The following is a 21,318-nucleotide window of genomic DNA, read 5'->3' as shown; positions in this document are numbered from 1 at the left end:
CCTGAACTGAATATCAAATCCAGGGTTAAGAAAAGACATCTGAAAGAGTGAATGAGAGAGCATACAAATATGCTCTCTTTTTTTGGCCGTTTTTACATAGCACTGTTTGTTTGCAAGTGCTGTATTCTTAAAGCATCCGTTCGCTTTGGCAGGCGTTTTTAATTTAAACATAAGCCCTAAATTAACCCTACATTAGCAAGCGTGTATCGCTATGTGTTAGTCGGCGCCAGAAAAGCTATCTTGGGTAATTAATAAACCTACGTCAGAACCCGACAATTGCTTTCTTGGAGTAAGAATCGTGGGAACTGGGTTGTCTAATTGTTCAGGGTGGTCCAAATTGAAATGTAGGCCTCTGCTTTCCTTTCGCGCCATTGCACATCGCACGATTAGCTCGGCAACAGTTACCAAGTTTCGAAGCTCTAGCAGGTTATTACTTACTCTGAAATGTGAGTAATACTCAGTAATTTCTTGCTCTAACAGCTTAATACGGCGCATGGCTCGTTCAAGGCGCTTATCAGTGCGCACAATACCTACGTAGTCCCACATAAATAGTCTAAGTTCGTGCCAGTTATGCTGAATGATAACTTCTTCATCTGAGTTTGATACCTGGCTTTCATCCCACGGCGCAATTGCCTCTTCACAGTCTGCCTTGTTAAGGTTTTTAATTATATCTTCTGCAGCGGCGCTTGCGAACACCACACATTCAAGCAAAGAGTTAGACGCCATACGATTAGCGCCGTGTAGACCTGTATAGGCAACTTCACCAATTGCGTACACATTATTTAAATCGGTTTTAGCATTGAAGTCGGTCATTACCCCGCCACAGCTATAATGCGCAGCAGGTACTACTGGAATCGGCTCACGGGTAATATCGATACCAAGAGAGCGGCACTTGCGATAAATATTAGGGAAGTGCTTAACGATAAAATCAGCAGGCTTGTGACTAATATCTAAATACATACAGTCAGCGCCTAAACGTTTCATTTCATAGTCAATAGCCCGGGCGACTACATCACGAGGCGCCAAGTCGCCTCGCTCGTCAAATTTGTGCATAAAGCGGGTGCCATCAGCATGGCAGAGGTTTGCGCCTTCCCCGCGCAGCGCTTCAGTAATTAAGAAATTACGAGCCTGCGGGTGGAATAAGCAGGTAGGGTGGAATTGGTTAAATTCCATGTTAGCTACCCGGCAGCCTGCGCGCCATGCCATGGCAATGCCGTCACCACTTGATACATCAGGATTAGAGGTATATTGATAAACTTTGCTGCCACCACCGGTGGCCAAGGCTACGAAAGGCGCGCGTATCACTTCCACGTGTTCTTGTTGTCTATTCCAAACGTAGGCACCTACAACACTGTTTTTCTCCTCTTTTGAAGGAATAAGGTCAATAGCATTGTAGCGCTCGAATACATGGATATTCGGATGTGTCGACACTGCGTCATTCAATGTAATTTGAAGTGCTTCACCTGTGGCGTCAGCGGCATGAAGAATTCGGCGATGACTGTGCCCACCTTCTCGGGTAAGGTGAAAGCGTTCCTCGCCGGACTCGCTTTTTTCTGTATCAAAGGGTACGCCATAGCCGATAAGCCATTCAAGAGATGCCTTTGCGCGCTCCGCAGTAAACCTAACGGCGGGCTCTTCACAAAGCCCAGCGCCTGCTGCTAACGTATCCGTTACGTGAGCGTCTATGGAGTCTTGTTCATCGAATACGGCTGCAATACCACCTTGTGCATAGCGGGTGGAGCCTTCATTGCGATCACTTTTACTAAGTACAATAACCTGACAATGGTCGGCAAGCTTTAGCGCCAAGCTTAATCCAGCCGCGCCACTCCCAATAATCAATACGTCACAACGGTGTTCTATTGCATTTGAAGTGGAAGTTAGTGAAGACGATACAGATTTCATGTATTTTTATATCAATTCAAACGAGCAAAGGTTCGGCAAGTCTAAAGGATGAGTAGCAAAACACAATCATTCTTGCCTGCTGACCTAAGCATTTTTTAAAAAATTTAATGCTTTTACAGAACTTTTGTAAAAAGAGCGCGTCTATACACATGCTTGTTAGAGCTATTGTGTAGTTGAAGTAGGGAGTAATGGCTCGAATGAGCGAGCAGATAACCGACCAACAACTGGTCGAAAAAGTACAGCGTGGCGATAAAAATGCATTTAACTTATTGGTAACTCGTTACCAGCATAAAGTGATGCATCTCGTTTCTCGCTATGTAAAAAATACCGGTGACGTTGCTGATGTAACGCAAGAGGCGTTCATTAAAGCATACCGTGCCTTACCTAATTTTCGTGGCGACAGTGCCTTTTATACTTGGCTTTATCGCATTGCGGTTAATAGTGCCAAGAACTATCTTGTATCTCAAGGTCGCAAGCCGCCTGCAAGCGATGTCGATGCTGACGAAGCAGATTTTTACGAAGGTAGTGATGCATTAAAAGAGCAATCTACACCCGAGCGAAGCCTGTTATCTGAGGAAATTGAAGAAACCCTGTTTAAGGTAGTTGAGAAGCTGCCGGACGATTTGCGCATGGCGATTACGTTGCGCGAAATTGAAGGGTTGAGCTACGAAGAAATCGCAAATGTAATGTCGTGTCCTGTTGGTACGGTAAGATCCCGTATTTTTAGGGCTCGCGAGGCGATTGATAAAGTTATTCAACCGTTGTTAGAAAATTAAAAAGAAATAAAATCAAAAAAAGATGAACTTTCTTTTTTCCACGATGACTAACAGCTGTGTTAGGGTAGTTAACGATCACTTTGATCTGGAAATGAATATATGACGCAACAGCAAGAAAAATTGTCCGCATTCATGGATGGTGAGATAGAAGGCAATGAAATCATCGACGCTATCAAGCAAGATGAAGCGCTTCAAGCCAAATGGCAACGTTACCACGTGTATCGCGGTGCAATGCGAAAAGAGGCAAGCGTAGCCCCTCAGTTGGACATCACAGCCAGCGTAGCAGCTGCGCTTGAAAATGAACCGGCGATCGTCGCACCTAAACGCTCGCGTTGGCAGTCAATTCCACTAATTGGCAGTGTCGTTCCTTTTGCGAAGCAGTCAGGTCAGTTTGCAGTGGCTGCGTCTGTGGCGGTGGCAGTTATTTTTGGTGTTCAATATACCAACCAGAAAGCGCCAACCGAGCCATTTATGACAGCGCCAACGATTGCACCCCAAGGCGGATTGTCTCCAGTGAGTTTGGAGCAAACCCGAACCTTACCGCGCAATGATATGAACGAAATGCTTGAGAAAAAGCGCAAAATAAATGCGCTAATTGCTGACCATGAGCAGCAAATAAAACTCAAGCAAGCGCAGGAAGAAGAGAATGAAAACGAAACAAGTGGACCAGAGCGACCATAGATTTTCGTTGAGCTAGTCAAAATGAGGTGAAATGTGCCTTCGCTCTTAAGTGCGATGAAGATGCATTTCATATTTTAATCATACCAGCATATACTGCTGGTATGTTTGTTTTAAGGCGGGAATAATGCGCTGTAGTTCTATCCTTGCACTTTTTTTCATTTCGGGCGGGGCTATCAATCCCACGTTTTCTCATGCAACGGCACCTAGCGAAGTGGCGAGTTCTTCTGGTGCAAGAGCTCAAGCACATAGTGTTAGCGATGCTAAATCAGAAGACAGTTCCGATACCGGCACAAACGTTTCCCAAGGGGAGGGTGTTAAGCAAGGAGAAGGACTTCAAAGGCAAACTGAACAAAGTCGCAACGAGGATGCTTCCCCCACGCCACAGCTTCAGTCAGCGAATCAGTGGCTGGCCGAACTACAAAACATTATTACCAACGCCAATTTCCAAGTGTCTTTTGTGCAGACTGTCTCAGGAAAGGAAACGGTTCCTTACCTGTGGCGTCATGGGATAATGGAGGATGGTTCTGAACTAGAGCAATTAAACCTTCAAAATGGGCCTGGTCGCGAGCTTATTCGCGTTAATGACGTAGTGAGCGTATTTGAACCCGACGTTCAACCTTACAGCCTACGGTCAAAGCATATAAATGGTCCAATACCTAGTGCATTGCTCTACCATCCAGAACAACTCAGTTCAGCCTATGAGTTTGTCGCTGTTGGAAGAGCGCGGGTGGCAGGGCGTTCAGCACAGCAAATTCGTATTGTCAGCCGAGATAATACACGGTTTGGCTATCAACTATGGCTCGATGAGTCCTCTGGTATGTTGCTGAAGCTTAATATGCTTGATTTGCAAGGGGCGTTATTAGAGCAAATTCAAGTTACCGCCTTTGCCATATCGCCTGAACCTGCGGAATATTTCTCGCGAATAAACTCAGCATCATTACCAGCGCCTATGGCTTTGAGTAATACCCCAAGCCGAGCACACAAATGGGATGTCACATATTTGCCTTCGGGCATGCGAGAAATAAAGCAAGATACAAGACGTTTAGCATTAACAGGGCAGGTCGTAGAATATAAACTCTTTTCGGATGGCCTAGTGGACGTATCTGTTTATGTTCAGCCAGCCGAAGATGCGCTCGGCGAAACCCTTGCGTTACGAAACGAAGTCAGCACCTTTTTAACGCTGACCGACGGGAAAGCCCAAGTGACGGTAGTAGGGGAAATTCCACTACAGACTGCTAATGCTATTGCTACGTCTTTACGACCTGTTGCCAATGCAGGGCAATAGATAGCTAGGGTTTAGCAATGCTTTAACACGGTAATAAAGAGCAAATATGATTAAAGAAACCGCCACTGTGGTTGCCGTTGATGGAGATACGGTAACAGTTGAAGCGGCAATTAAGTCCACCTGTAATGCATGCCAGGCACAAAGTGATTGTGGTACCGGTGTCATTTCTCGTGCTATTGCACCTAAGACTCAGCAATTAACGCTACGTACGCCTATGCCAGTACGGGTCGGTCAGCAGGTGACTGTGGGCATACCCGAAGCGGGTATTTTAAGTGCGTCGGCTTTCTTATATTTGTTACCGCTTATTGTTTTTATTGGCGCGTATTCAGTTTTTATATCACTGCTTAGCTCCACAAGTTTTAGCCATGAATTATGGGCACTGGGTCCAAGCGCTTTGGCGACTTTCCTGACTTACAAGCTCATTGCTTACAAGTTACAGCGAGTTGAGCGCACGAAATATCAACCCGTTTTATTAGGCCAGCAAGGCCTAAACTGAGGGAAGCACCTGCTCATAAGTAGGTTTAGCTCTTTTTATTTGCTCATATTCGCTGTAGAGCCCCAAATTAGCAGTGCTTTACATGCTTCAAATTTCAAGGCAGGCGGGTAAAGCCACGCCAAGTTGCCCCTTTTATACGCTTTGCGTGCTTGGGTATTAAAATTTCCGCCATGCCAATTCGCTTTTCGTGCCAGAAATGGGTAAAATCCGCTCGCGCTGCGTATAAGCCTGAACCCAAGGCAAGCAGCATATTTTGTTTAATGAATTTTTCTGCAGGTAATTTCCAGCATTATGCAACAATCGCACATTCGTAACTTCAGTATTATCGCCCACATTGACCACGGTAAGTCTACGCTGTCAGACCGTCTAATTCAGCACTGTGGAGGGCTAACCGATCGCGAAATGGCCGAGCAGGTTCTCGACTCAATGGACTTGGAAAAAGAGCGCGGTATTACCATTAAAGCGCAAAGCGTGACACTGAACTATGAAGCGCGCGACGGTGAAACCTATCAGCTAAACTTCATTGATACGCCAGGACATGTTGACTTCACTTACGAGGTGTCTCGTTCATTGGCTGCCTGTGAAGGTGCACTACTTGTCGTTGATGCCGGTCAGGGCGTTGAAGCACAGACGCTAGCAAACTGCTACACTGCTATTGAGATGGATATGGAAGTGGTGCCAGTGCTAAATAAAATCGACTTGCCGCAGGCTGAACCAGACCGTGTTGCAGAAGAAATTGAAGACATTGTCGGTATTGATGCACTTGACGCTGTTCGCTGCTCAGCGAAAACAGGTATTGGTATTGAGGATGTGCTTGAAGTTATCGTAAATAAGATCCCTCCACCAGAAGGCGATCGTGAAGCGCCACTTAAAGCATTGATTATCGATTCGTGGTTTGACAATTACCAAGGTGTTGTTTCATTGGTAAGAATCGTGGAAGGGCAGCTTAGCAAGAAAGACAAAATCCAGATAATGTCTAACGGACAAACTCACCAGGTGGATAAGATTGGTGTATTTACACCTAAACCACTAGATACGGGTACGTTAAGAGCCGGTGAAGTAGGTTTTATCATTGCTGGTATTAAAGACATTCAAGGTGCACCAGTGGGTGATACTATTACTTTGGCTCGCGAGCCAGCTGAAGCTATGCTGCCGGGCTTTAAGAAGGTTAAACCACAGGTTTATGCGGGGATTTTCCCGATAAGCTCAGATGACTACGAAGACTTCCGCGATGCCCTTGCTAAACTAAGTCTGAACGACGCTTCACTATTCTATGAGCCAGAAAGCTCAGCAGCGCTTGGCTTCGGTTTTAGAATTGGTTTCCTTGGCATGCTGCACATGGAAATTATCCAAGAGCGTTTAGAGCGCGAATATGATCTTGGTCTTATCACTACAGCACCTACAGTAATTTACGAAGTTGAAACAACCAAGGGCGAGACGCTTACCGTAGATAGCCCGGCTAAACTGCCGCCAGTAAACGATATTGCTGAAATTCGTGAGCCTATGGTTGAAGCCAACATTCTTGTACCTCAAGAATACCTAGGTAACGTTATTACGCTTTGTGTTGAAAAGCGCGGTATGCAAACCAACATGACATACCACGGTAAACAAGTGGCGGTAACGTACGAGCTGCCAATGGCAGAAGTAGTGCTTGATTTCTTTGACCGTTTGAAATCTACCAGCCGTGGCTTTGCGTCGCTTGATTACAACTTCAAGCGTTTCCAAAGCTCAGATATGGTACGCGTAGATATTCTGATTAATGGCGAGCGTGTGGATGCACTTGCAGTCATCACTCACAGAGAAAACTCTCAGGGACGTGGTCGTGAATTGGTAGAGAAGCTTCGCGAGCTTATCCCACGCCAAATGTTCGATATCGCTATTCAGGCGGCTATCGGTAACCATATTGTTGCAAGAAGTACGGTGAAGCAGCTGCGCAAAAACGTAATCGCGAAATGTTACGGTGGTGACGTAAGCCGTAAGAAGAAGCTACTTCAAAAGCAAAAAGAAGGTAAAAAGCGAATGAAGCAAGTGGGTAATGTTGAATTGCCACAAGATGCGTTCCTTGCAGTACTTAAGGTGGGCAAATAATGGCAAATTATTTCTCCTTAATTTTGGTGGCACTCACCTTAATAACAGGACTAGTCTGGCTAGTGGATAGCCTGGTGTTTGCGCCAAAACGAAAAGCGCGTTTACAGGCTGCAGCGACTGCAGAGGGTGCGGGCTATGGAGAAGACCCTCAGCTGCCGTACTTGGTCGACACCTCACAACAGATATTCCCTGTTATAGCTTTCGTTTTGGTATTGCGCTCCTTTTTATATGAGCCTTTCCAAATTCCATCAGGTTCAATGATGCCTACGTTATTGGTGGGTGACTTCATTTTAGTTGAGAAGTTTGCGTACGGCGTAAAAGACCCTGTTTTCAGAAGTAAGTTAATTGAAACGGGTGTGCCTGAACGCGGTGATGTGGTGGTTTTCAAATACCCTGAAGAACCGTCAATAGACTACATAAAGCGCGTAATTGGTTTACCGGGCGATACCGTGGTTTATCAAAATAAGCAGGTTTACATCAAACCTAAGTGTGAATCTGGTAGCAATTGTCCAAAGTTAAAAGCAGTGCCATTAACGTTCCAAGAGCGCGGTGAGTTTGTGCAAGACATGGCGCAACTTATGCGCTACACCGAAGATCTTGGCACAGTAGAGCATGATATTCTACGCCACCCCGTTCGCGAAATTTCACCAGTTAACTTCTACACCCAGCCGGGAACCCGAAGTAACGAGTGGATAGTGCCAGAAGGTCAGTATTTCGTATTGGGCGATAATCGCGATAATAGCCGCGATAGTCGTTTCTGGGGTTTTGTCCCGGATGCAAACTTGGTTGGAAAAGCCGTAGCAATTTGGATTTCTTTTGAGTTCGAGCGCAGCCCTTCAGACTTTCTTCCTACGTGGGTTCCAACAGGTATTCGATTTGAGCGTGCAGGTGGCATTCATTAATGCAGGGAATTGATAAATATCGTCGTCTTTACAAGGCGATAGGCTACACATTTACCAATGAGGCGTTATTGGAACAAGCGCTCACTCACCGCAGTGCAGCCAAACAGCACAATGAGCGCTTAGAGTTTCTGGGCGACGCTATTTTAGGCATGATTGTGGGGGAAACACTGTTTAAGCGTTTTCCAACAGTACCTGAAGGCAAGCTTACCCGTATGCGCTCCACATTAGTTAAAGGCGAGACCTTGGCTGAACTCGCTAAAGAAGCCAGCGTGGGTGAATTACTCAACTTAGGGCCAGGTGAGCTTAAAAGTGGCGGTCATCGCAGAAGCTCGATTTTAGCTGACGCAGTTGAAGCTATCTTAGGTGCTATCTATCTCGATTCAGGTATGGACGAAGTGCGTGGCGTTATCGACCGTTTGTGGGAGACTCGCATAAACAAGCTCGACCCTAACGCCCACCCTAAAGACAGCAAAACACGTCTTCAGGAATTCCTGCAAGGTCGCAAGCAGCCACTGCCAACGTACGAGGTGCTGTCTATTTCCGGTAAAGACCATGCGCAAACTTTCGAAGTAAGCTGCAAAGTAGAAAGTCTACCAAAGCCAGTCGTGGCGTCTGGCAATAGCCGTCGTAAAGCAGAACAAGAAGCTGCTCGTTTAACATTGGAGAAGCTTGATGACAACGCATGATGAGTCAAATTTGCCAGAAATGCCAGAGATGCCAGATATACAAACTCGCTGTGGCTTAGTAGCCATAGTCGGGCGCCCTAACGTGGGCAAGTCAACGCTACTTAACCGTTTGCTGGGTCAAAAAGTAAGTATTACCTCACGTAAGCCTCAGACCACCCGTCACCGTATTCTAGGTATAGATACTGACGGCGACTATCAGGCGATTTACGTTGATACACCAGGGCTTCACCAAGACGAAAAACGCGCGATTAATCGCTACATGAACCGCGCCGCGTCTAGCTCATTAGCTGAAGTTGGCCTTGTGCTTTTTGTGGTAGAAGGCGATAGATTCAACGCCGAAGATGAAATGGTATTAAGTAAGGTTAAGCAGGCAAACCTTCCTTGCTACCTCATCGTAAATAAGATGGATAAGGTCGAAGATAAAGAAAACTTTATGGTCCACCTTAAAAACCTTGGCGAGAAACACCCGTTTGAGCACATGATCCCTATCAGCGCTAAACAGGGCAAAATGGTCGACGATATTAGAGACTTAGTGGCTAAATCATTACCTAAAAGTGAATTTTTCTTCCCAGAAGATTATATCACTGACCGTTCAAGTCGCTTTATGGCTGCTGAAATCATCCGTGAAAAACTAATGCGCTTCACTGGCGATGAGTTGCCTTACTCTACTACAGTAGAAATTGAGCAGTTCAAAATGGCTGACAATGGTGTTTATCGTATTAGTGGCTTAATTTTGGTTGAGCGCGAAACGCAAAAACGCATGATCATCGGTAAAGGCGGTAAGCATTTGAAAACCATTGGCGAGCAAGCGCGTAAAGATATGGAAAACTTGTTCGACAATAAGGTGTTTTTGGAGCTTTGGGTTAAAGTGAAACAAGGCTGGGCAGACGATGAGCGTGCTTTGCGTTCACTAGGCTACGGTGACGACAGCAACTTTTAGCGTAATTCTTTGTTAGCATTAGTACGTTGAGCCTTGTTCTAATGCTAACTAGTGCTTCATTCTAAAGTGCTCTTGGTGAACGTGAAGCCAGAAGCATTCGCGTAAAAGTATGCACAAGCATCTACAATAAGCACTAAGAATCATAGTGATCTCTTCTCAGGAGCGGTATATGGCAATTTCAGATATGCGCAGACAGTACTCGAAAGGCAGTTTAAGCGAGACTGATATTACTTCAAGCCCATTTATTTTGTTCGATAAATGGCTGAAAGACGCTATTGATGCTGGTATCCCCGATCCTACGGCGATGACGGTTGCCACCGTTGACGCTAATGGGCAACCTTCTCAACGTATTGTTTTGTTAAAAGATGTCAGTGAAAAAGGCTTTGTGTTTTTTACAAATCTTGGCAGTCGAAAAGCGCAAGAACTCTCGGTTAACCCAAAAGTATCCTGTCACTTCCCATGGTTCTTTATGGAGCGCCAAGTTCGCGTATGTGGCAGCGTTGAAAAGCTTTCTGTTTCTGAAAATGCGGCTTATTTCTTCTCTCGCCCTAAAGACAGTCAATTGGCGGCCTATGCGTCTAAACAAAGCAAGCCAATTGGCAGTAGAGAGCTTTTGCTTACCCAATTTAAGCAGTTAAAAGATAAGTTTGCGAACAAAGAGCTACCTGTACCCGACTTTTGGGGAGGCTTTCGTATTGTGCCTCATCAAATTGAATTTTGGCAGGGCGGAGAAGATAGGCTTCACGACCGTTTTGAGTATAACAAAACCGAAGATGGCGCATGGGCAACACAGCGCTTAATGCCTTAAAAGCTCATATTGAATGCATAGGGTAACTAGTCTTTTACAATGGCTAGACATTTTAAGCACTTAGTATTTGATTGAGCGTAAAGCGTAAAGCGAGCAACACCATGATTGATAGTCATTGCCACCTCGACTTACTTGCATCAAAAGTAGATCTTCATACTGAGCTGGCAAGTGCCAAGGCCGCTGGCCTTACTCGCATAATGGCACCAAGTATTAACCCACGTTCTTGGGGAGCAATTCAAGCGCTTAGTGAGCAGCACAGTAGCTTTTTGCCTATTGATACCGCGCTAGGTCTTCATCCTTATTTTTTGACCGATAGCAATCAAGATAAAAATACAGGTTCTACCACTGACGTACCTGAGCAGGCAATTGATGAAAATCTCGAACAGCTTGTAGCGGCAGCTGCCACTCTGCATCCTTCGGTAAAAGCAGTGGGGGAAACCGGTATTGATGGGCACATTGATGTGTCATTGACGCTTCAAAAGAAAGTGCTACACGCCCATTTAAAACTCGCTGATACAAAAGCGCTCCCTGTTATTTTACATCACCGAAAAAGCCATTACTTATTACTTGAAGCCTTTAAGCAAGCTAAGTATCAAGGTATTGGGGTAGTCCATGCTTTTTCGGGTAGTGTGGAAGCGGCCAAAGCCTATATTGAGCGAGGCTTTTACTTGGGAATAGGTGGCACGATAACCTATAAAAGAGCACAAAAAACGCGAGATACCCTTAAGTATCTGCTAGAGCACCACTTCGATAAAATACTGCTAGAGACTGATGCCCCAGATATGCCCATGTACGGCAGACAGGGAACCCCTAATAAACCACAGTATCTATCTGATGTGGTTGATGTAATACACAAGCTTTTCGCTATTTCGCCTAAACAAACAATATCCATTACAACACAAAACTATTTTCGCTTGTTTAAAGCAGAATAGAATTGCGATCTCGTGTAAAAGTATCGTGGATACCTGCTTACGTATCTTTGTTCTTTCTCATCGATTCGATGGCTTGTATAAACCAAGGGCGAGATTTATAAAACGCCCGCGTCAGGTAAATGCCTAACATTAAAGCCAAAAACACTAAAATACACGCAATTAACGCCAATTGATAACGCAGGGCAAGGGGACTTTCTAATATTGTCTGCGTATCCATATGAATGTTTACATAGCCTAATACATTATCATTGTTGTCGGTGATCACCCCGACATAGGTGAGCGGCGTCACACCTTGAGACTGGCTCATCGACACAACGCTTTCAATTTGAGGTAAAGGCGCAATGTACCTTCCGTCTTTATCAAACACTGATAGAGCAAGAATATGTGGCTCGTTAACTAAAACGGTGGCGACACTTTCAATGTAGTTTCGTTGGGCAAGGGTACTCGATAGTGAAGAGTCAGAACCTTCTTCGCTTACTTGATTGGCTGCTTGCTCAGCTTCAAATGCGGGGCGAAGTAGTTTAGCGTACTGCCTTGCGATGCTCTCCCCAGAAAAACGAGTTTGCACCGTTAGCCAATCACTTTGGTATTGCTGCAGCAAAAGTATCAATACAATCACCAGCGCAAACACCGTACTTACAATCAGCGTGTGAAATAGTCTTTTTAACGCTGTGTAAAGTGAGTGCGAATTGCTTTTTGATTGTGAAGGGGCTTTGCTCAGCACGTTTAACAATGCGTAATTCCATAATTGCTATGATTTGCCTAACAGTAGGGGAAATCTAAATAATTTTAAAGGGGATATTTTATTAGTTAGCCTAATTGGTTAGCATTAGCGCATCATTTGCCAATTACCACAGTCTCTGTGTGCGTTATGAAAGACATATTCACCATCGAAATCAATAATGACGATATTCACCTAGCTTCATACCTGGCAAACATTGTCAGCGCTGAGCACAATACGCAAGCGTATTCCCATACGCTAACTGTAGTCGGACAAGCTATAACCCCATATTTATTAAGAGGCGTACTAGTTAAACTCAAAAACGTATTTTCGCCAGTAAGTGCTGCGTTTCATCATTTGCATCAGCAAATGGGAGATGATGCTATCGAAATAAAAGGGCAGGTAATTAACGCAAAGCCTGAGCAAATAAAGTCTTTACTTGGTGATGTCAGTGATGCTTACAACCTTGATGTTGGACTGCAAACCTCGCGGCCGTCTTTGTCTGAACCCGGACTGCTGGTTATGGATATGGACAGCACGGTTATTGCCATAGAATGTATTGATGAAATAGCAAAACTGGCTGGTGTGGGTGAACAGGTTGCCGAAGTGACCGCAAGAGCAATGCGTGGAGAAATTGCCTTTAACGATAGCTTAACGCATAGAGTGGCGTGTTTAGAAGGGGTACCCATTGACCACCTTAATCAAATACGCGACAGCATTCCTATTATGCCTGGCATTCAGACACTGCTTAGTCATTTAAAAAGACACAACTGGAAGCTAGCTATTGCATCGGGTGGCTTTACTTTCTTTGCTGACCATTTAAAAGCAAGGCTGGGACTGGACTATGCGATATCCAACACGCTTTCGGTTAAAGACGGGCACTTAACAGGAAAAGTGGAAGGCGAAATTATTAATGCTGATGTGAAAGCTCGCACAGTAAAAGCGCTGTCTAAAAAGTGGCAAATACCATCGAGCCAAACCGTCGCCATGGGCGATGGGGCGAACGACTTGGTGATGATGGCTGAATCAGCCTTAGGCGTTGCATGTCACGGCAAACCTTTGGTGAATGAGAAAGCGGACGTTGCCGTACGCGTTGGTAGTCTGCACAGCCTTCTTTATTTCTTAGATAAATAGACGCTAAGGGAATTGGAAAGGGAACAGCCATTCCTGCATTCCCACGCTTTGCTAGGAAACTTGCCAGCGCCTTTGGAGTGGACAATTATCTGTGCGGACTGGTATACAAGCGCCAGTTGTTAAAATAATTGGCGCTTAAACACATTTGAGATTTGTGCTTAGTTTTTCTAAGCGCAGACCTGAATATGTACATTAAAATATTGTCTCTTACTTAAGCGTTGGTAACCATGGCTTTAGGTTGTACAGCGCTTTTTAACGTTTTATTCGCCGTAATGTCTTGCATTGTAAAGCCGTATCTTATGAGAACCTCATCAGTGACGTCGACAAGGTGGGAACAGGCGGCAATACTCCACATTTTCTTTTCTAACTCACGAGCTCTGTGCATGGCGTACATGGTGACGTAGTTAATTTCTGTTTGCAGCATGGTCAAGTCAGGCTTGCCAGTTGTGGTTAGCATAACGTGTATAGCGACAAACTGACCGCGCACCATGGCTTCTCTGATAAATGCACGGCGTTGTTCATTGCTTTCAAACTTATGTGAGTAACGAGGAATGATCGCCATTCGCGGCTCTTTTTGAGACGCATCGAAAGATATGAATAGCTCTTGTCGTAAGGGCATATTCTCAAGCTTAACTGCTTTGATACCACTTTGTACGAAAGGAGAGTCTTGCTTTCTATCTCTGAATAAAAACTCCAAGTTCACTTTTCCACGTTCTGCGTATTGCGTGGTAAGAGTAGTGATGCGTTCGTCTTGTTTTCCAACAATACACGCCTGCGGAGTATAGCGAACACCTTCTTTACTCATCAGGAAAGATAAGGAGGTCGCGTTTCTTGCATTTATACAACGCAGAGCTTGCCCTATTCCCTCTACTTCTTCTTCATCGTTATCGACTTTAAGGTTGGCCTTGTTCTTTTTGATTAATTCTTCAAAAAAGTTGCGAGCGCTTTTGCCCTCGTCGCCAGTTGCCGTCTTCAGATGAAGGATATTCTTCTCGACATTATGATAAATAATTTCATACTGAAGGTGCATAACGTCGAAGTTGTTCGCTATTTCCTGAAGCCGAGGAAAGGCAACTTCTACTCTTCCTTCCAAACTACCTTTGTAATCTTTCGCCAGCTCAACACGAAGACCTAATCCGTGAACTGAGATGTCTTCGCTGATGCCTCTATGGACCGTCGATTCGCCATTAAACCTTGCTTCAATTTGTGTCCTTAGCTGGTAACGGCTTTCAATGCGCTGCTCTTCATATTTAAAACGGACAATATGAATGTTAGATGCTGCACGATTCCTTGGGTGGCCAAAGATCCTTAAATGCGCGAGGTTGTCGCGATTAAACTTAAGTTCGTTGTACGTCTCTTGCCCTGTTACTGAGGTCACGTCTGTAACATGAGCGAGATAACGCAGGTTTTTAAGTTTTGACATTAAACGAGCAGAAGGCGGTGTATTAAGCTTTTTAACTTTGTTGCCAACGGAGTCTGGGATAGAAAGCGGAATATGCGCTTGTTCTGGGACCATGTCTGTCAGGGTTATTTTAAAAACTCGCCAACTCGCTTTTCTTGAGCCAAAACCCAAAAATACACGGGATAAGACCTCTTTTTGCAGTAACTCTTCATAAGAGGCTGAGTAAAAATAAACTTTATCTGTGTGCAAATGGGTAAAGCTGAAGACAAATATTTCACGAACTTCGTCAGATTTGTTTAGTAACCGAGTAAGTCTTTCTTGCGATAACAAGAAATTAAGACGACAGTTTTCCTCTTCGTCTTGCCAATACTGTACCGTTTCTCGGTTTACTTCATTTACCATCGCATAGCGTGGCACCAAAGTTTCGTTGACGACGTCGATAAAAACGGGAAGCGTAGGGCTACGAGGTGAAAAATACTGTTCACAGGTCTTACTGGTTATCGCTTCGATGGTGTTTGTCATATTTACTTTATAGCGGCGTTTATTGCCGTGTATAAAGCTTTCTAGGAACTTATCGAATGCTGGGCTTGGATGAGTCTTATCGCGCTGTAAAGCTAAATAGTTAACATCATTTTTCGTAATGATTTTTACTAGTTTGTAAGCAATGCCATTTTTCTTATCCATGGCAAACTCGTTTTCTAGCCCTCTGAAGTAAATGAAGAGCGTTTCGCCTTTTTTGAAAAAGGCGTCTTTAGACAATTTTATCTGAAGGCCTTCAAGAGAAATATCTACGCTTAAGCCTCGCACAGAGCGGTTCTCAGTGTTAAATATTTCTACGGCAACCGCGAAGTTCATGCGCTCTGTATTGCGCTGCCTATAGTCGAGAAGGTTTACAGTGGGAACTTTAAATTGTTCTAAAACCGCAGAACGTTTTTTAACTTCGGGGTTTTCTTTATCTGCGCGCTCTTGAGCAAGCTCTTTTTCACGCATTAGGCGGAAGTTATTCTCAGTGTTTTGAACGGCCTCGTACACACCGTAAGTGTATCGACCAAACACGCGCAGTTGTTCTTCAAACTTATCAACGGCCACGTCGTCCATATAGTGGCTTCTACCTTCGTGCACATACTTTTTGCACTTTCCGTCGACATGGCCGCGCAAATCTATGGTACGCATGCAAGGTTTAGCTAAACGCTTTACTTCCATTTTAATTAGAAAGCGTTTTTCTTTTGGAACGTCAGAAGCAGTTTGAAGCAATACCTGGTTAAATTCAGGCTCATTAACCATAGGCTTTAGCTGTTCAATAATGTCAGCATATTGCTTTAAATCTTGACTCATGAATGCGCAACTTTGTTGTTTAGTATCATTATTTTAGTTGTTATCGGCAAATCAGCAAAACTCATTAACGTGTAAGTTTGTTTTATATTTTGGTTGTTTTTCTGAACAAAAACTGACCTTAGGATTGTGCTTAATTCGCTGTTATTAAGTGTTAGAATACTCTTTTTAAGCAATGGATAAAACTGGAATATGGCAAAACGTAAAACTGCTTATGTGTGTTCTGACTGCGGGGCCGAGTTTCCTCGATGGCAAGGGCAGTGTTCGGAGTGTAAAGCGTGGAACACGATAAGTGAGTTTGTGGTTGCAAGTGCTAAAAGTGTCGCGCGCCAAACTACATCAGGGTATGCAGGGCAAACCGCCGCCAAAATCGAAACCTTAAACGCAATAGATTTGGAATCGCTTCCACGTTTTTCTTCAACGTTTAAAGAGCTGGATAGAGTGCTAGGTGGTGGCATTGTCCCTGGTGCAGCTATGCTAATCGGTGGGTCGCCAGGTGCAGGTAAAAGTACACTTTTGCTTCAGGTAATGTGTCAGATGGCGAAAAGCGAAACTGCACTTTATGTGACAGGGGAAGAGTCTCTTCAGCAGGTTGCAATGCGTGCCAAGCGTTTAAACCTTCCTGACGATAAATTGATGATGTTAGCCGAAACTAACGTGGAAACCATCTGCGATTTAGCGCTTACGAAAAAGCCTAAAATTATGGTTATCGACTCTATTCAGGTCATGCATGTGTCAGATGTTCAATCTGCGCCGGGCAGCGTATCCCAAGTAAGGGAAAGCGCGGCGTATTTAACGCGTTTTGCCAAACAAAATCACATTGCCATGTTTATTGTTGGCCACGTAACGAAAGACGGTAACTTAGCTGGCCCAAAAGTACTCGAGCACTGTATCGATAGCTCAATGATGCTGGAAGGGGAAAGTGACGGTCGCTATCGTACTCTGCGAAGCCACAAAAACCGCTTCGGTGCAGTAAACGAGTTGGGTGTATTTGCCATGACGGAAAAAGGTTTGAAAGAGGTAAGTAATCCTTCAGCTATTTTCTTAAGTCGTGGTGAAAATGAAACGCCAGGGTCGAGTGTTATGGTCATTTGGGAGGGCACCCGACCGTTACTTGTTGAAATACAAGCGTTAGTGGATTATTCGCAGATGTCTAACCCAAGACGGATAGCTGTAGGCCTAGATCAAAATCGTTTGTCCATGCTGTTAGCAGTACTTCACCGTCACGGTAATGTACAAATGAACGACCAAGACGTATTTGTGAACGTAGTAGGCGGTGTACGCGTCTCTGAAACCAGTGCTGATTTGGCGTTATTACTGGCGATGATTTCTAGTTTTAGAAACCGTTCATTACCGCGCGACTTGATTGTGTTTGGTGAAGTAGGGCTAGCCGGTGAGATTCGTCCGGTTCCCAATGGAACAGAGCGCATTATTGAAGCAGCAAAACATGGCTTTAAACGAGCTATTGTGCCTAAAGCCAACGCGCCGAAACAAGCTATTAATGGCATGAAAGTCGTGCCCGTGGCTCGACTTTCTGAAGCATTAGATGCCTTGGAATAAAGCGAAAGGCATTAATGTTAAAGCTGTCGGAAAGGCGCAAGAAGACCAACGAATACGGCTTTTTGCGCAGTTAAAGGGAATAGGCTTTTTGAAGCCTTACGAAGACTTGTAGTATTTTTTTCTAATTTGGGGCTTGATAAACCGCATTTACCAGCGCATTAAGATCTTTCTCTTCAATACTAGCATCATCGCTGTTTAGTAAGATTAAACGGCGAAGAGCGCTTATGCTTTCCACATCCATACGCTCTACTTTACACCCCAAAGAAACAAGCTCCTGCCTGCTGTCAGCGTGGCGATATAACTGCGAGATTGAAAGGGTAATAACAGGGCTGTCTTCATTTGCTTGGAAGGTAGCAACATAAGGTTCATGGCTGTCGAAAGGTAGGTTTGATAATGCGGTTTCCGTTGCTTGGAGTTTTATGCCCTGCAGAGACACGTCGCCAACTACCACATCAATACTGTTGTCATTATGTGCCAGCTTGCCGTTTACATTAAGTGATACCCGTTGGAATTGGCGTTTGTCTGTCATTACTCATATACCTAATGTTTGTCTATGCCCTCAGTATTGGCTAATTCGCGCTCGTTCGCAACGAAAAGCCGCCAAATAAAAAAGCCGCTATCGTTGATAGCGGCTTTTAGTGTCAATTCAGAGTTATAACACACTACATATCTGATTTTGTGTTATTTAGACATGCGCTTATATTTGAGGCGATGGGGTTCAACCACATCTTGCCCAAACTCCTGCTTCAACCAGCTTTCGTAGTCAGAGTAGTTACCTTCGAAGAAGTTGATATTACCCTCGTCGCGGTAATCCATGATGTGCGTTGCCACGCGGTCTAGGAACCAACGGTCGTGCGAGATAACCATGGCGCAGCCAGGGAATTCCAGCAACGCGTTTTCCAGGGCTCGAAGGGTTTCAACGTCTAGGTCGTTGGTTGGCTCATCCAGTAGCAACACGTTGCCGCCTGCTTTAAGCAGTTTAGCAAGGTGTACACGGTTTCGCTCACCACCTGACAGGTCTTTGATGAACTTCTGCTGATCGGTGCCTTTGAAGTTAAAGCGGCTGCAATAGGCGCGGCTGTTAATTTCAAAGTTACCAATGCGAATAATGTCCTGTTCGTCAGAAATTTCTTTCCACACAGTGTTTTCTTCGTTCATGTGGTCGCGGAACTGTTCTACCGCAGCAATCTGAACGGTATCACCTAAATCTATGTTGCCTGAATCAGGTTGCTCAGCGCCAGTAAGCATTCTGAACAAGGTTGATTTACCCGCACCGTTAGGACCAACGATACCTACAATGGCACCCTTTGGTACTTTAAACGTTAAGTCATCGATAAGTACGCGATCGCCATAAGACTTTTTCAGATTACTTACTTCAATAACTTTGTCGCCTAAGCGTTCACCTGGTGGAATGAAAAGCTCGTTAGTTTCGTTACGCTTTTGGTAATCGCTGGTAGATAGTTCTTCGAAACGGGCCATACGGGCTTTACTTTTAGCATGACGACCTTTCGGGTTTGAGCGCACCCACTCAAGTTCCTGTTTCATGCTCTTCATACGCGCCGTTTCGGTACGCTCTTCTTGCTCTAGTCGGTTTTCTTTTTGCTCCAACCACGAAGAGTAGTTTCCTTCCCATGGAATACCTTCACCTCGGTCAAGCTCTAAAATCCAACCCGCAACGTTATCAAGGAAATATCTATCGTGGGTAATAGCTACCACAGTACCTTCATAATCGTGAAGGAAGCGCTCTAGCCACGCCACTGATTCTGCGTCCAAGTGGTTAGTTGGTTCGTCAAGAAGCAACATTTCAGGTTTTTCTAAAAGTAAGCGGCAAAGGGCAACGCGGCGACGCTCACCACCAGACAGTTTGCTAACGTCCGCATCCCAAGCTGGTAGGCGAAGGGCATCTGCAGCGCGCTCTAGGGCATTTTCTAAGTTGTGGCCATCTTTCGCTTGAATGATAGCTTCTAGCTCACCTTGCTCTTTAGCTAGGGCGTCGAAATCAGCGTCTGCTTCTGCATAAGCGGCATAGACTTCGTCTAGGCGCGTGAGTGCATGCTTAACATCCGCTACAGCTTCTTCGATATTGCCACGAACATCTTTGGTTTCGTCAAGCTGAGGTTCCTGTGGAAGGTAGCCCACCTTTAAACCTGGTTGAGGACGTGCTTCACCTTCGATGTCGGTATCTACGCCGGCCATAATGCGAAGCAAGGTAGATTTACCTGCACCGTTTAGACCTAGCACACCAATTTTGGCGCCTGGGAAAAAGCTAAGTGAGATATTTTTTAGAATGTGTCTATTAGGTGGGACGATTTTTCCCACGCGATGCATACTGTAAACGTATTGCGCCATGCTCTATCCTCGCTGAATAAGCGGTGAAAAATAAAAAAGTGATTGTGGTCTATTCTACTCGTAACAGGGTAGTTTGTGCCAGTTACTTACGCTTGGTGCATTTGCGGTTGGCGATATTTTAATCACTCATGCCAAAAAGATCGATTTATGCATCGGTTGGCGAGTCGAATTAAGGTAAACTTGCTTTTTATAAGCATGAGTAAACATGGGCTTTAGGGTGAGCTAGCAAGAAGCGATAAAGAACCCAAAGCGATAGACTCAATACTATTCATATTTCTGAACAGGCAATTAAGATGACCGCTATGAATAAACGCATATATAGTCTGGATGAGCTCGCCAAGCATGTAGGTGGGGAAGTGCAGGGGGATGGCAATATCACTATTTCTGCGGTTGGCACACTCTCTGGTGCAGCATCGCATCAAATTTCGTTTCTGACCAACCCTAAATATAAACCACAGTTGAAAGATACAAATGCAGGTGCAGTTATTCTGCACGAGAGCCTTAAAGGTGACAGCCCAGTGCCTGCTTTAGTTGTGGCAAACCCTCATGCAGCCTTTGCGCTCATCGCTCAATTATTCGATACCACGCCAGCGGTTGCTACAGGCATTGCTGAGTCAGCGGTTATTGCGCCGTCTGCACGTATCGGCAGTGATGTATCGCTAGGACACAACGTTATTATTGAAGATAATGTGGTGCTGGGCGATAGAGTCACGGTTGGCGCTAATACCGTTATCCGTAGAGGCACGCACATTGGTGAAGGCTGTACTATCCATCCAAATGTGACCATTTATCACGACGTGGTTATTGGCAAGCGCGTGACTATTCATAGTCAAACTGTAATTGGAGCAGCAGGCTTTGGTTACGCAAACGATAAAGGTGTATGGATCCCTATTCCGCAAACTGGCTCAGTTCGTATTGGTGACGACAGTCAAATTGGTGCGAGCAGCAGTATTGACCGCGGCGCTATGGAAGATACGATTTTAGGCACCAACGTTATTATTGATAACCAAGTACAAATTGGCCACAACTGTATTATCGGTGATCATTCATGTATTTGCGGCGCTACAGGTATCGCCGGCAGTTGTCATATTGGCAAACACGTTATTATCGGCGGTGGAGTTGGCATCAACGGTCACATTAGCATTTGTGATAATGTTCAGGTGACTGGTTATACCATGATTGTACAAGATATCACTGAACCAGGCGTTTATTCTTCAGGCCAGCCAGCACAAACTAACCGTGATTGGCGTAAAAATACGGTTCGCCTTGCCAAAATTGGTAGTTTATTTGACCGTGTTAAAGCCCTTGAAAAACAGGTCTGATC

Annotated in this window: 18 protein-coding genes; 13 read left to right on the top strand and 5 right to left on the bottom strand. The window is 44.8% G+C overall.

The genetic code is table 11. From position 1 onward, the window contains the following. Positions 1–216 precede the first annotated feature (216 nt). Entirely contained in the window at positions 217–1,902 is a 1,686-nt protein-coding gene (gene nadB, locus ACYX4W_RS16280) for an L-aspartate oxidase (RefSeq protein ID WP_476073851.1), read from the bottom strand. Positions 1,903–2,099: 197 nt separating this feature from the next. On the opposite strand from nadB, the gene rpoE reads away from it, so the two are divergent. The 10 genes from rpoE (at position 2,100) to ACYX4W_RS16230 (ending at position 11,496) form a co-directional block, all read left to right on the top strand. After that, the gene (rpoE, locus tag ACYX4W_RS16275; RefSeq protein WP_012518957.1) at positions 2,100–2,678 is read left to right on the top strand and encodes an RNA polymerase sigma factor RpoE; all 579 of its coding nucleotides are present in this window, start codon (positions 2,100–2,102) and stop codon (positions 2,676–2,678) included. A gap of 99 nt (positions 2,679–2,777) precedes the next feature. Then, the gene (locus ACYX4W_RS16270; protein ID WP_476073850.1) at positions 2,778–3,359 is read left to right on the top strand and encodes a sigma-E factor negative regulatory protein; all 582 of its coding nucleotides are present in this window, start codon (positions 2,778–2,780) and stop codon (positions 3,357–3,359) included. 124 nt (positions 3,360–3,483) lie between these two features. Further along, entirely contained in the window at positions 3,484–4,644 is a 1,161-nt protein-coding gene (locus ACYX4W_RS16265) for a MucB/RseB C-terminal domain-containing protein (protein WP_476073849.1), read from the top strand. A 46-nt stretch (positions 4,645–4,690) separates the two neighbouring features. Further along, positions 4,691–5,140 carry a SoxR reducing system RseC family protein gene (locus tag ACYX4W_RS16260; RefSeq protein ID WP_476073848.1) on the top strand — a complete coding sequence of 150 codons (450 nt, stop codon included), beginning with the start codon at positions 4,691–4,693 and terminating at the stop codon, positions 5,138–5,140. Positions 5,141–5,431: 291 nt separating this feature from the next. Then, entirely contained in the window at positions 5,432–7,228 is a 1,797-nt protein-coding gene (gene lepA / locus ACYX4W_RS16255) for a translation elongation factor 4 (protein ID WP_179984001.1), read from the top strand. Then, positions 7,228–8,130 carry a signal peptidase I gene (gene lepB, locus ACYX4W_RS16250; RefSeq protein WP_179984000.1) on the top strand — a complete coding sequence of 301 codons (903 nt, stop codon included), beginning with the start codon at positions 7,228–7,230 and terminating at the stop codon, positions 8,128–8,130. Before lepA ends, lepB begins: the two co-directional genes overlap by 1 nt. Continuing rightward, positions 8,130–8,816: a ribonuclease III gene (gene rnc / locus ACYX4W_RS16245; RefSeq protein WP_476073847.1), complete on the top strand. Its 687-nt coding sequence runs from the start codon at positions 8,130–8,132 to the stop codon at positions 8,814–8,816. The genes lepB and rnc overlap by 1 nt, the downstream gene beginning before the upstream one ends. Before the next feature lie 28 nt (positions 8,817–8,844). Continuing rightward, positions 8,845–9,756 carry a GTPase Era gene (era, locus tag ACYX4W_RS16240; RefSeq protein WP_476075487.1) on the top strand — a complete coding sequence of 304 codons (912 nt, stop codon included), beginning with the start codon at positions 8,845–8,847 and terminating at the stop codon, positions 9,754–9,756. A gap of 169 nt (positions 9,757–9,925) precedes the next feature. Beyond that, positions 9,926–10,564, top strand: a complete 639-nt coding sequence (pdxH, locus tag ACYX4W_RS16235; RefSeq protein ID WP_476073846.1) for a pyridoxamine 5'-phosphate oxidase — start codon at positions 9,926–9,928, stop codon at positions 10,562–10,564. Between the two features lie 101 nt (positions 10,565–10,665). Continuing rightward, on the top strand, positions 10,666–11,496 hold the full coding sequence (locus ACYX4W_RS16230; RefSeq protein WP_476073845.1) for a TatD family hydrolase: 831 nt from the start codon (positions 10,666–10,668) through the stop codon (positions 11,494–11,496). 37 nt (positions 11,497–11,533) lie between these two features. Here ACYX4W_RS16230 and ACYX4W_RS16225 read toward each other — a convergent pair whose 3' ends face one another. Next, on the bottom strand, positions 11,534–12,115 hold the full coding sequence (locus ACYX4W_RS16225; protein ID WP_476056233.1) for a hypothetical protein: 582 nt from the start codon (positions 12,113–12,115) through the stop codon (positions 11,534–11,536). Between the two features lie 252 nt (positions 12,116–12,367). Between ACYX4W_RS16225 and serB the strand changes: the two genes are divergently transcribed. Next, positions 12,368–13,351, top strand: a complete 984-nt coding sequence (gene serB / locus ACYX4W_RS16220; RefSeq protein ID WP_476073844.1) for a phosphoserine phosphatase SerB — start codon at positions 12,368–12,370, stop codon at positions 13,349–13,351. A gap of 211 nt (positions 13,352–13,562) precedes the next feature. Here serB and ACYX4W_RS16215 read toward each other — a convergent pair whose 3' ends face one another. Next, a complete protein-coding gene (locus ACYX4W_RS16215; protein ID WP_476073843.1) occupies positions 13,563–16,088 on the bottom strand; it encodes a PilZ domain-containing protein in 2,526 nt (841 codons plus the stop codon). A gap of 189 nt (positions 16,089–16,277) precedes the next feature. On the opposite strand from ACYX4W_RS16215, the gene radA reads away from it, so the two are divergent. After that, positions 16,278–17,645, top strand: a complete 1,368-nt coding sequence (gene radA / locus ACYX4W_RS16210; protein WP_461851788.1) for a DNA repair protein RadA — start codon at positions 16,278–16,280, stop codon at positions 17,643–17,645. A 121-nt stretch (positions 17,646–17,766) separates the two neighbouring features. Here radA and ACYX4W_RS16205 read toward each other — a convergent pair whose 3' ends face one another. After that, positions 17,767–18,174 (bottom strand): PilZ domain-containing protein, encoded by a 408-nt coding sequence (locus tag ACYX4W_RS16205; RefSeq protein WP_476056237.1) that lies wholly within the window; start codon positions 18,172–18,174, stop codon positions 17,767–17,769. A 152-nt stretch (positions 18,175–18,326) separates the two neighbouring features. After that, complete coding sequence (ettA, locus tag ACYX4W_RS16200; RefSeq protein ID WP_179983992.1) at positions 18,327–19,994, bottom strand: energy-dependent translational throttle protein EttA; 1,668 nt, start codon at positions 19,992–19,994, stop codon at positions 18,327–18,329. 293 nt (positions 19,995–20,287) lie between these two features. Between ettA and lpxD the strand changes: the two genes are divergently transcribed. Beyond that, positions 20,288–21,316 carry a UDP-3-O-(3-hydroxymyristoyl)glucosamine N-acyltransferase gene (gene lpxD, locus ACYX4W_RS16195; RefSeq protein WP_476073842.1) on the top strand — a complete coding sequence of 343 codons (1,029 nt, stop codon included), beginning with the start codon at positions 20,288–20,290 and terminating at the stop codon, positions 21,314–21,316. The last annotated feature ends 2 nt before the right edge of the window (positions 21,317–21,318 follow it).

It is taken from the genome of Alteromonas sp. ABH4_454 (genome assembly GCF_056311775.1).
Note: the sequence above shows the minus strand (reverse complement) of the source record. Positions and strands in the feature narration are given on the sequence as shown.

Excerpts from the sequence above, each read along its gene's own strand:
- nadB (WP_476073851.1), bottom strand. The coding sequence starts at position 1,902 with ATGAAATCTGTATCGTCTTCACTAACTTCCACTTCAAATGCAATAGAA.
- rpoE (WP_012518957.1), top strand. The coding sequence starts at position 2,100 with ATGAGCGAGCAGATAACCGACCAACAACTGGTCGAAAAAGTACAGCGT.
- ACYX4W_RS16270 (WP_476073850.1), top strand. The coding sequence starts at position 2,778 with ATGACGCAACAGCAAGAAAAATTGTCCGCATTCATGGATGGTGAGATA.
- ACYX4W_RS16265 (WP_476073849.1), top strand. The coding sequence starts at position 3,484 with ATGCGCTGTAGTTCTATCCTTGCACTTTTTTTCATTTCGGGCGGGGCT.
- ACYX4W_RS16260 (WP_476073848.1), top strand. The coding sequence starts at position 4,691 with ATGATTAAAGAAACCGCCACTGTGGTTGCCGTTGATGGAGATACGGTA.
- lepA (WP_179984001.1), top strand. The coding sequence starts at position 5,432 with ATGCAACAATCGCACATTCGTAACTTCAGTATTATCGCCCACATTGAC.
- lepB (WP_179984000.1), top strand. The coding sequence starts at position 7,228 with ATGGCAAATTATTTCTCCTTAATTTTGGTGGCACTCACCTTAATAACA.
- rnc (WP_476073847.1), top strand. The coding sequence starts at position 8,130 with ATGCAGGGAATTGATAAATATCGTCGTCTTTACAAGGCGATAGGCTAC.
- era (WP_476075487.1), top strand. The coding sequence starts at position 8,845 with ATGCCAGATATACAAACTCGCTGTGGCTTAGTAGCCATAGTCGGGCGC.
- pdxH (WP_476073846.1), top strand. The coding sequence starts at position 9,926 with ATGGCAATTTCAGATATGCGCAGACAGTACTCGAAAGGCAGTTTAAGC.
- ACYX4W_RS16230 (WP_476073845.1), top strand. The coding sequence starts at position 10,666 with ATGATTGATAGTCATTGCCACCTCGACTTACTTGCATCAAAAGTAGAT.
- serB (WP_476073844.1), top strand. The coding sequence starts at position 12,368 with ATGAAAGACATATTCACCATCGAAATCAATAATGACGATATTCACCTA.
- ACYX4W_RS16215 (WP_476073843.1), bottom strand. The coding sequence starts at position 16,088 with ATGAGTCAAGATTTAAAGCAATATGCTGACATTATTGAACAGCTAAAG.
- radA (WP_461851788.1), top strand. The coding sequence starts at position 16,278 with ATGGCAAAACGTAAAACTGCTTATGTGTGTTCTGACTGCGGGGCCGAG.
- ACYX4W_RS16205 (WP_476056237.1), bottom strand. The coding sequence starts at position 18,174 with ATGACAGACAAACGCCAATTCCAACGGGTATCACTTAATGTAAACGGC.
- ettA (WP_179983992.1), bottom strand. The coding sequence starts at position 19,994 with ATGGCGCAATACGTTTACAGTATGCATCGCGTGGGAAAAATCGTCCCA.
- lpxD (WP_476073842.1), top strand. The coding sequence starts at position 20,288 with ATGACCGCTATGAATAAACGCATATATAGTCTGGATGAGCTCGCCAAG.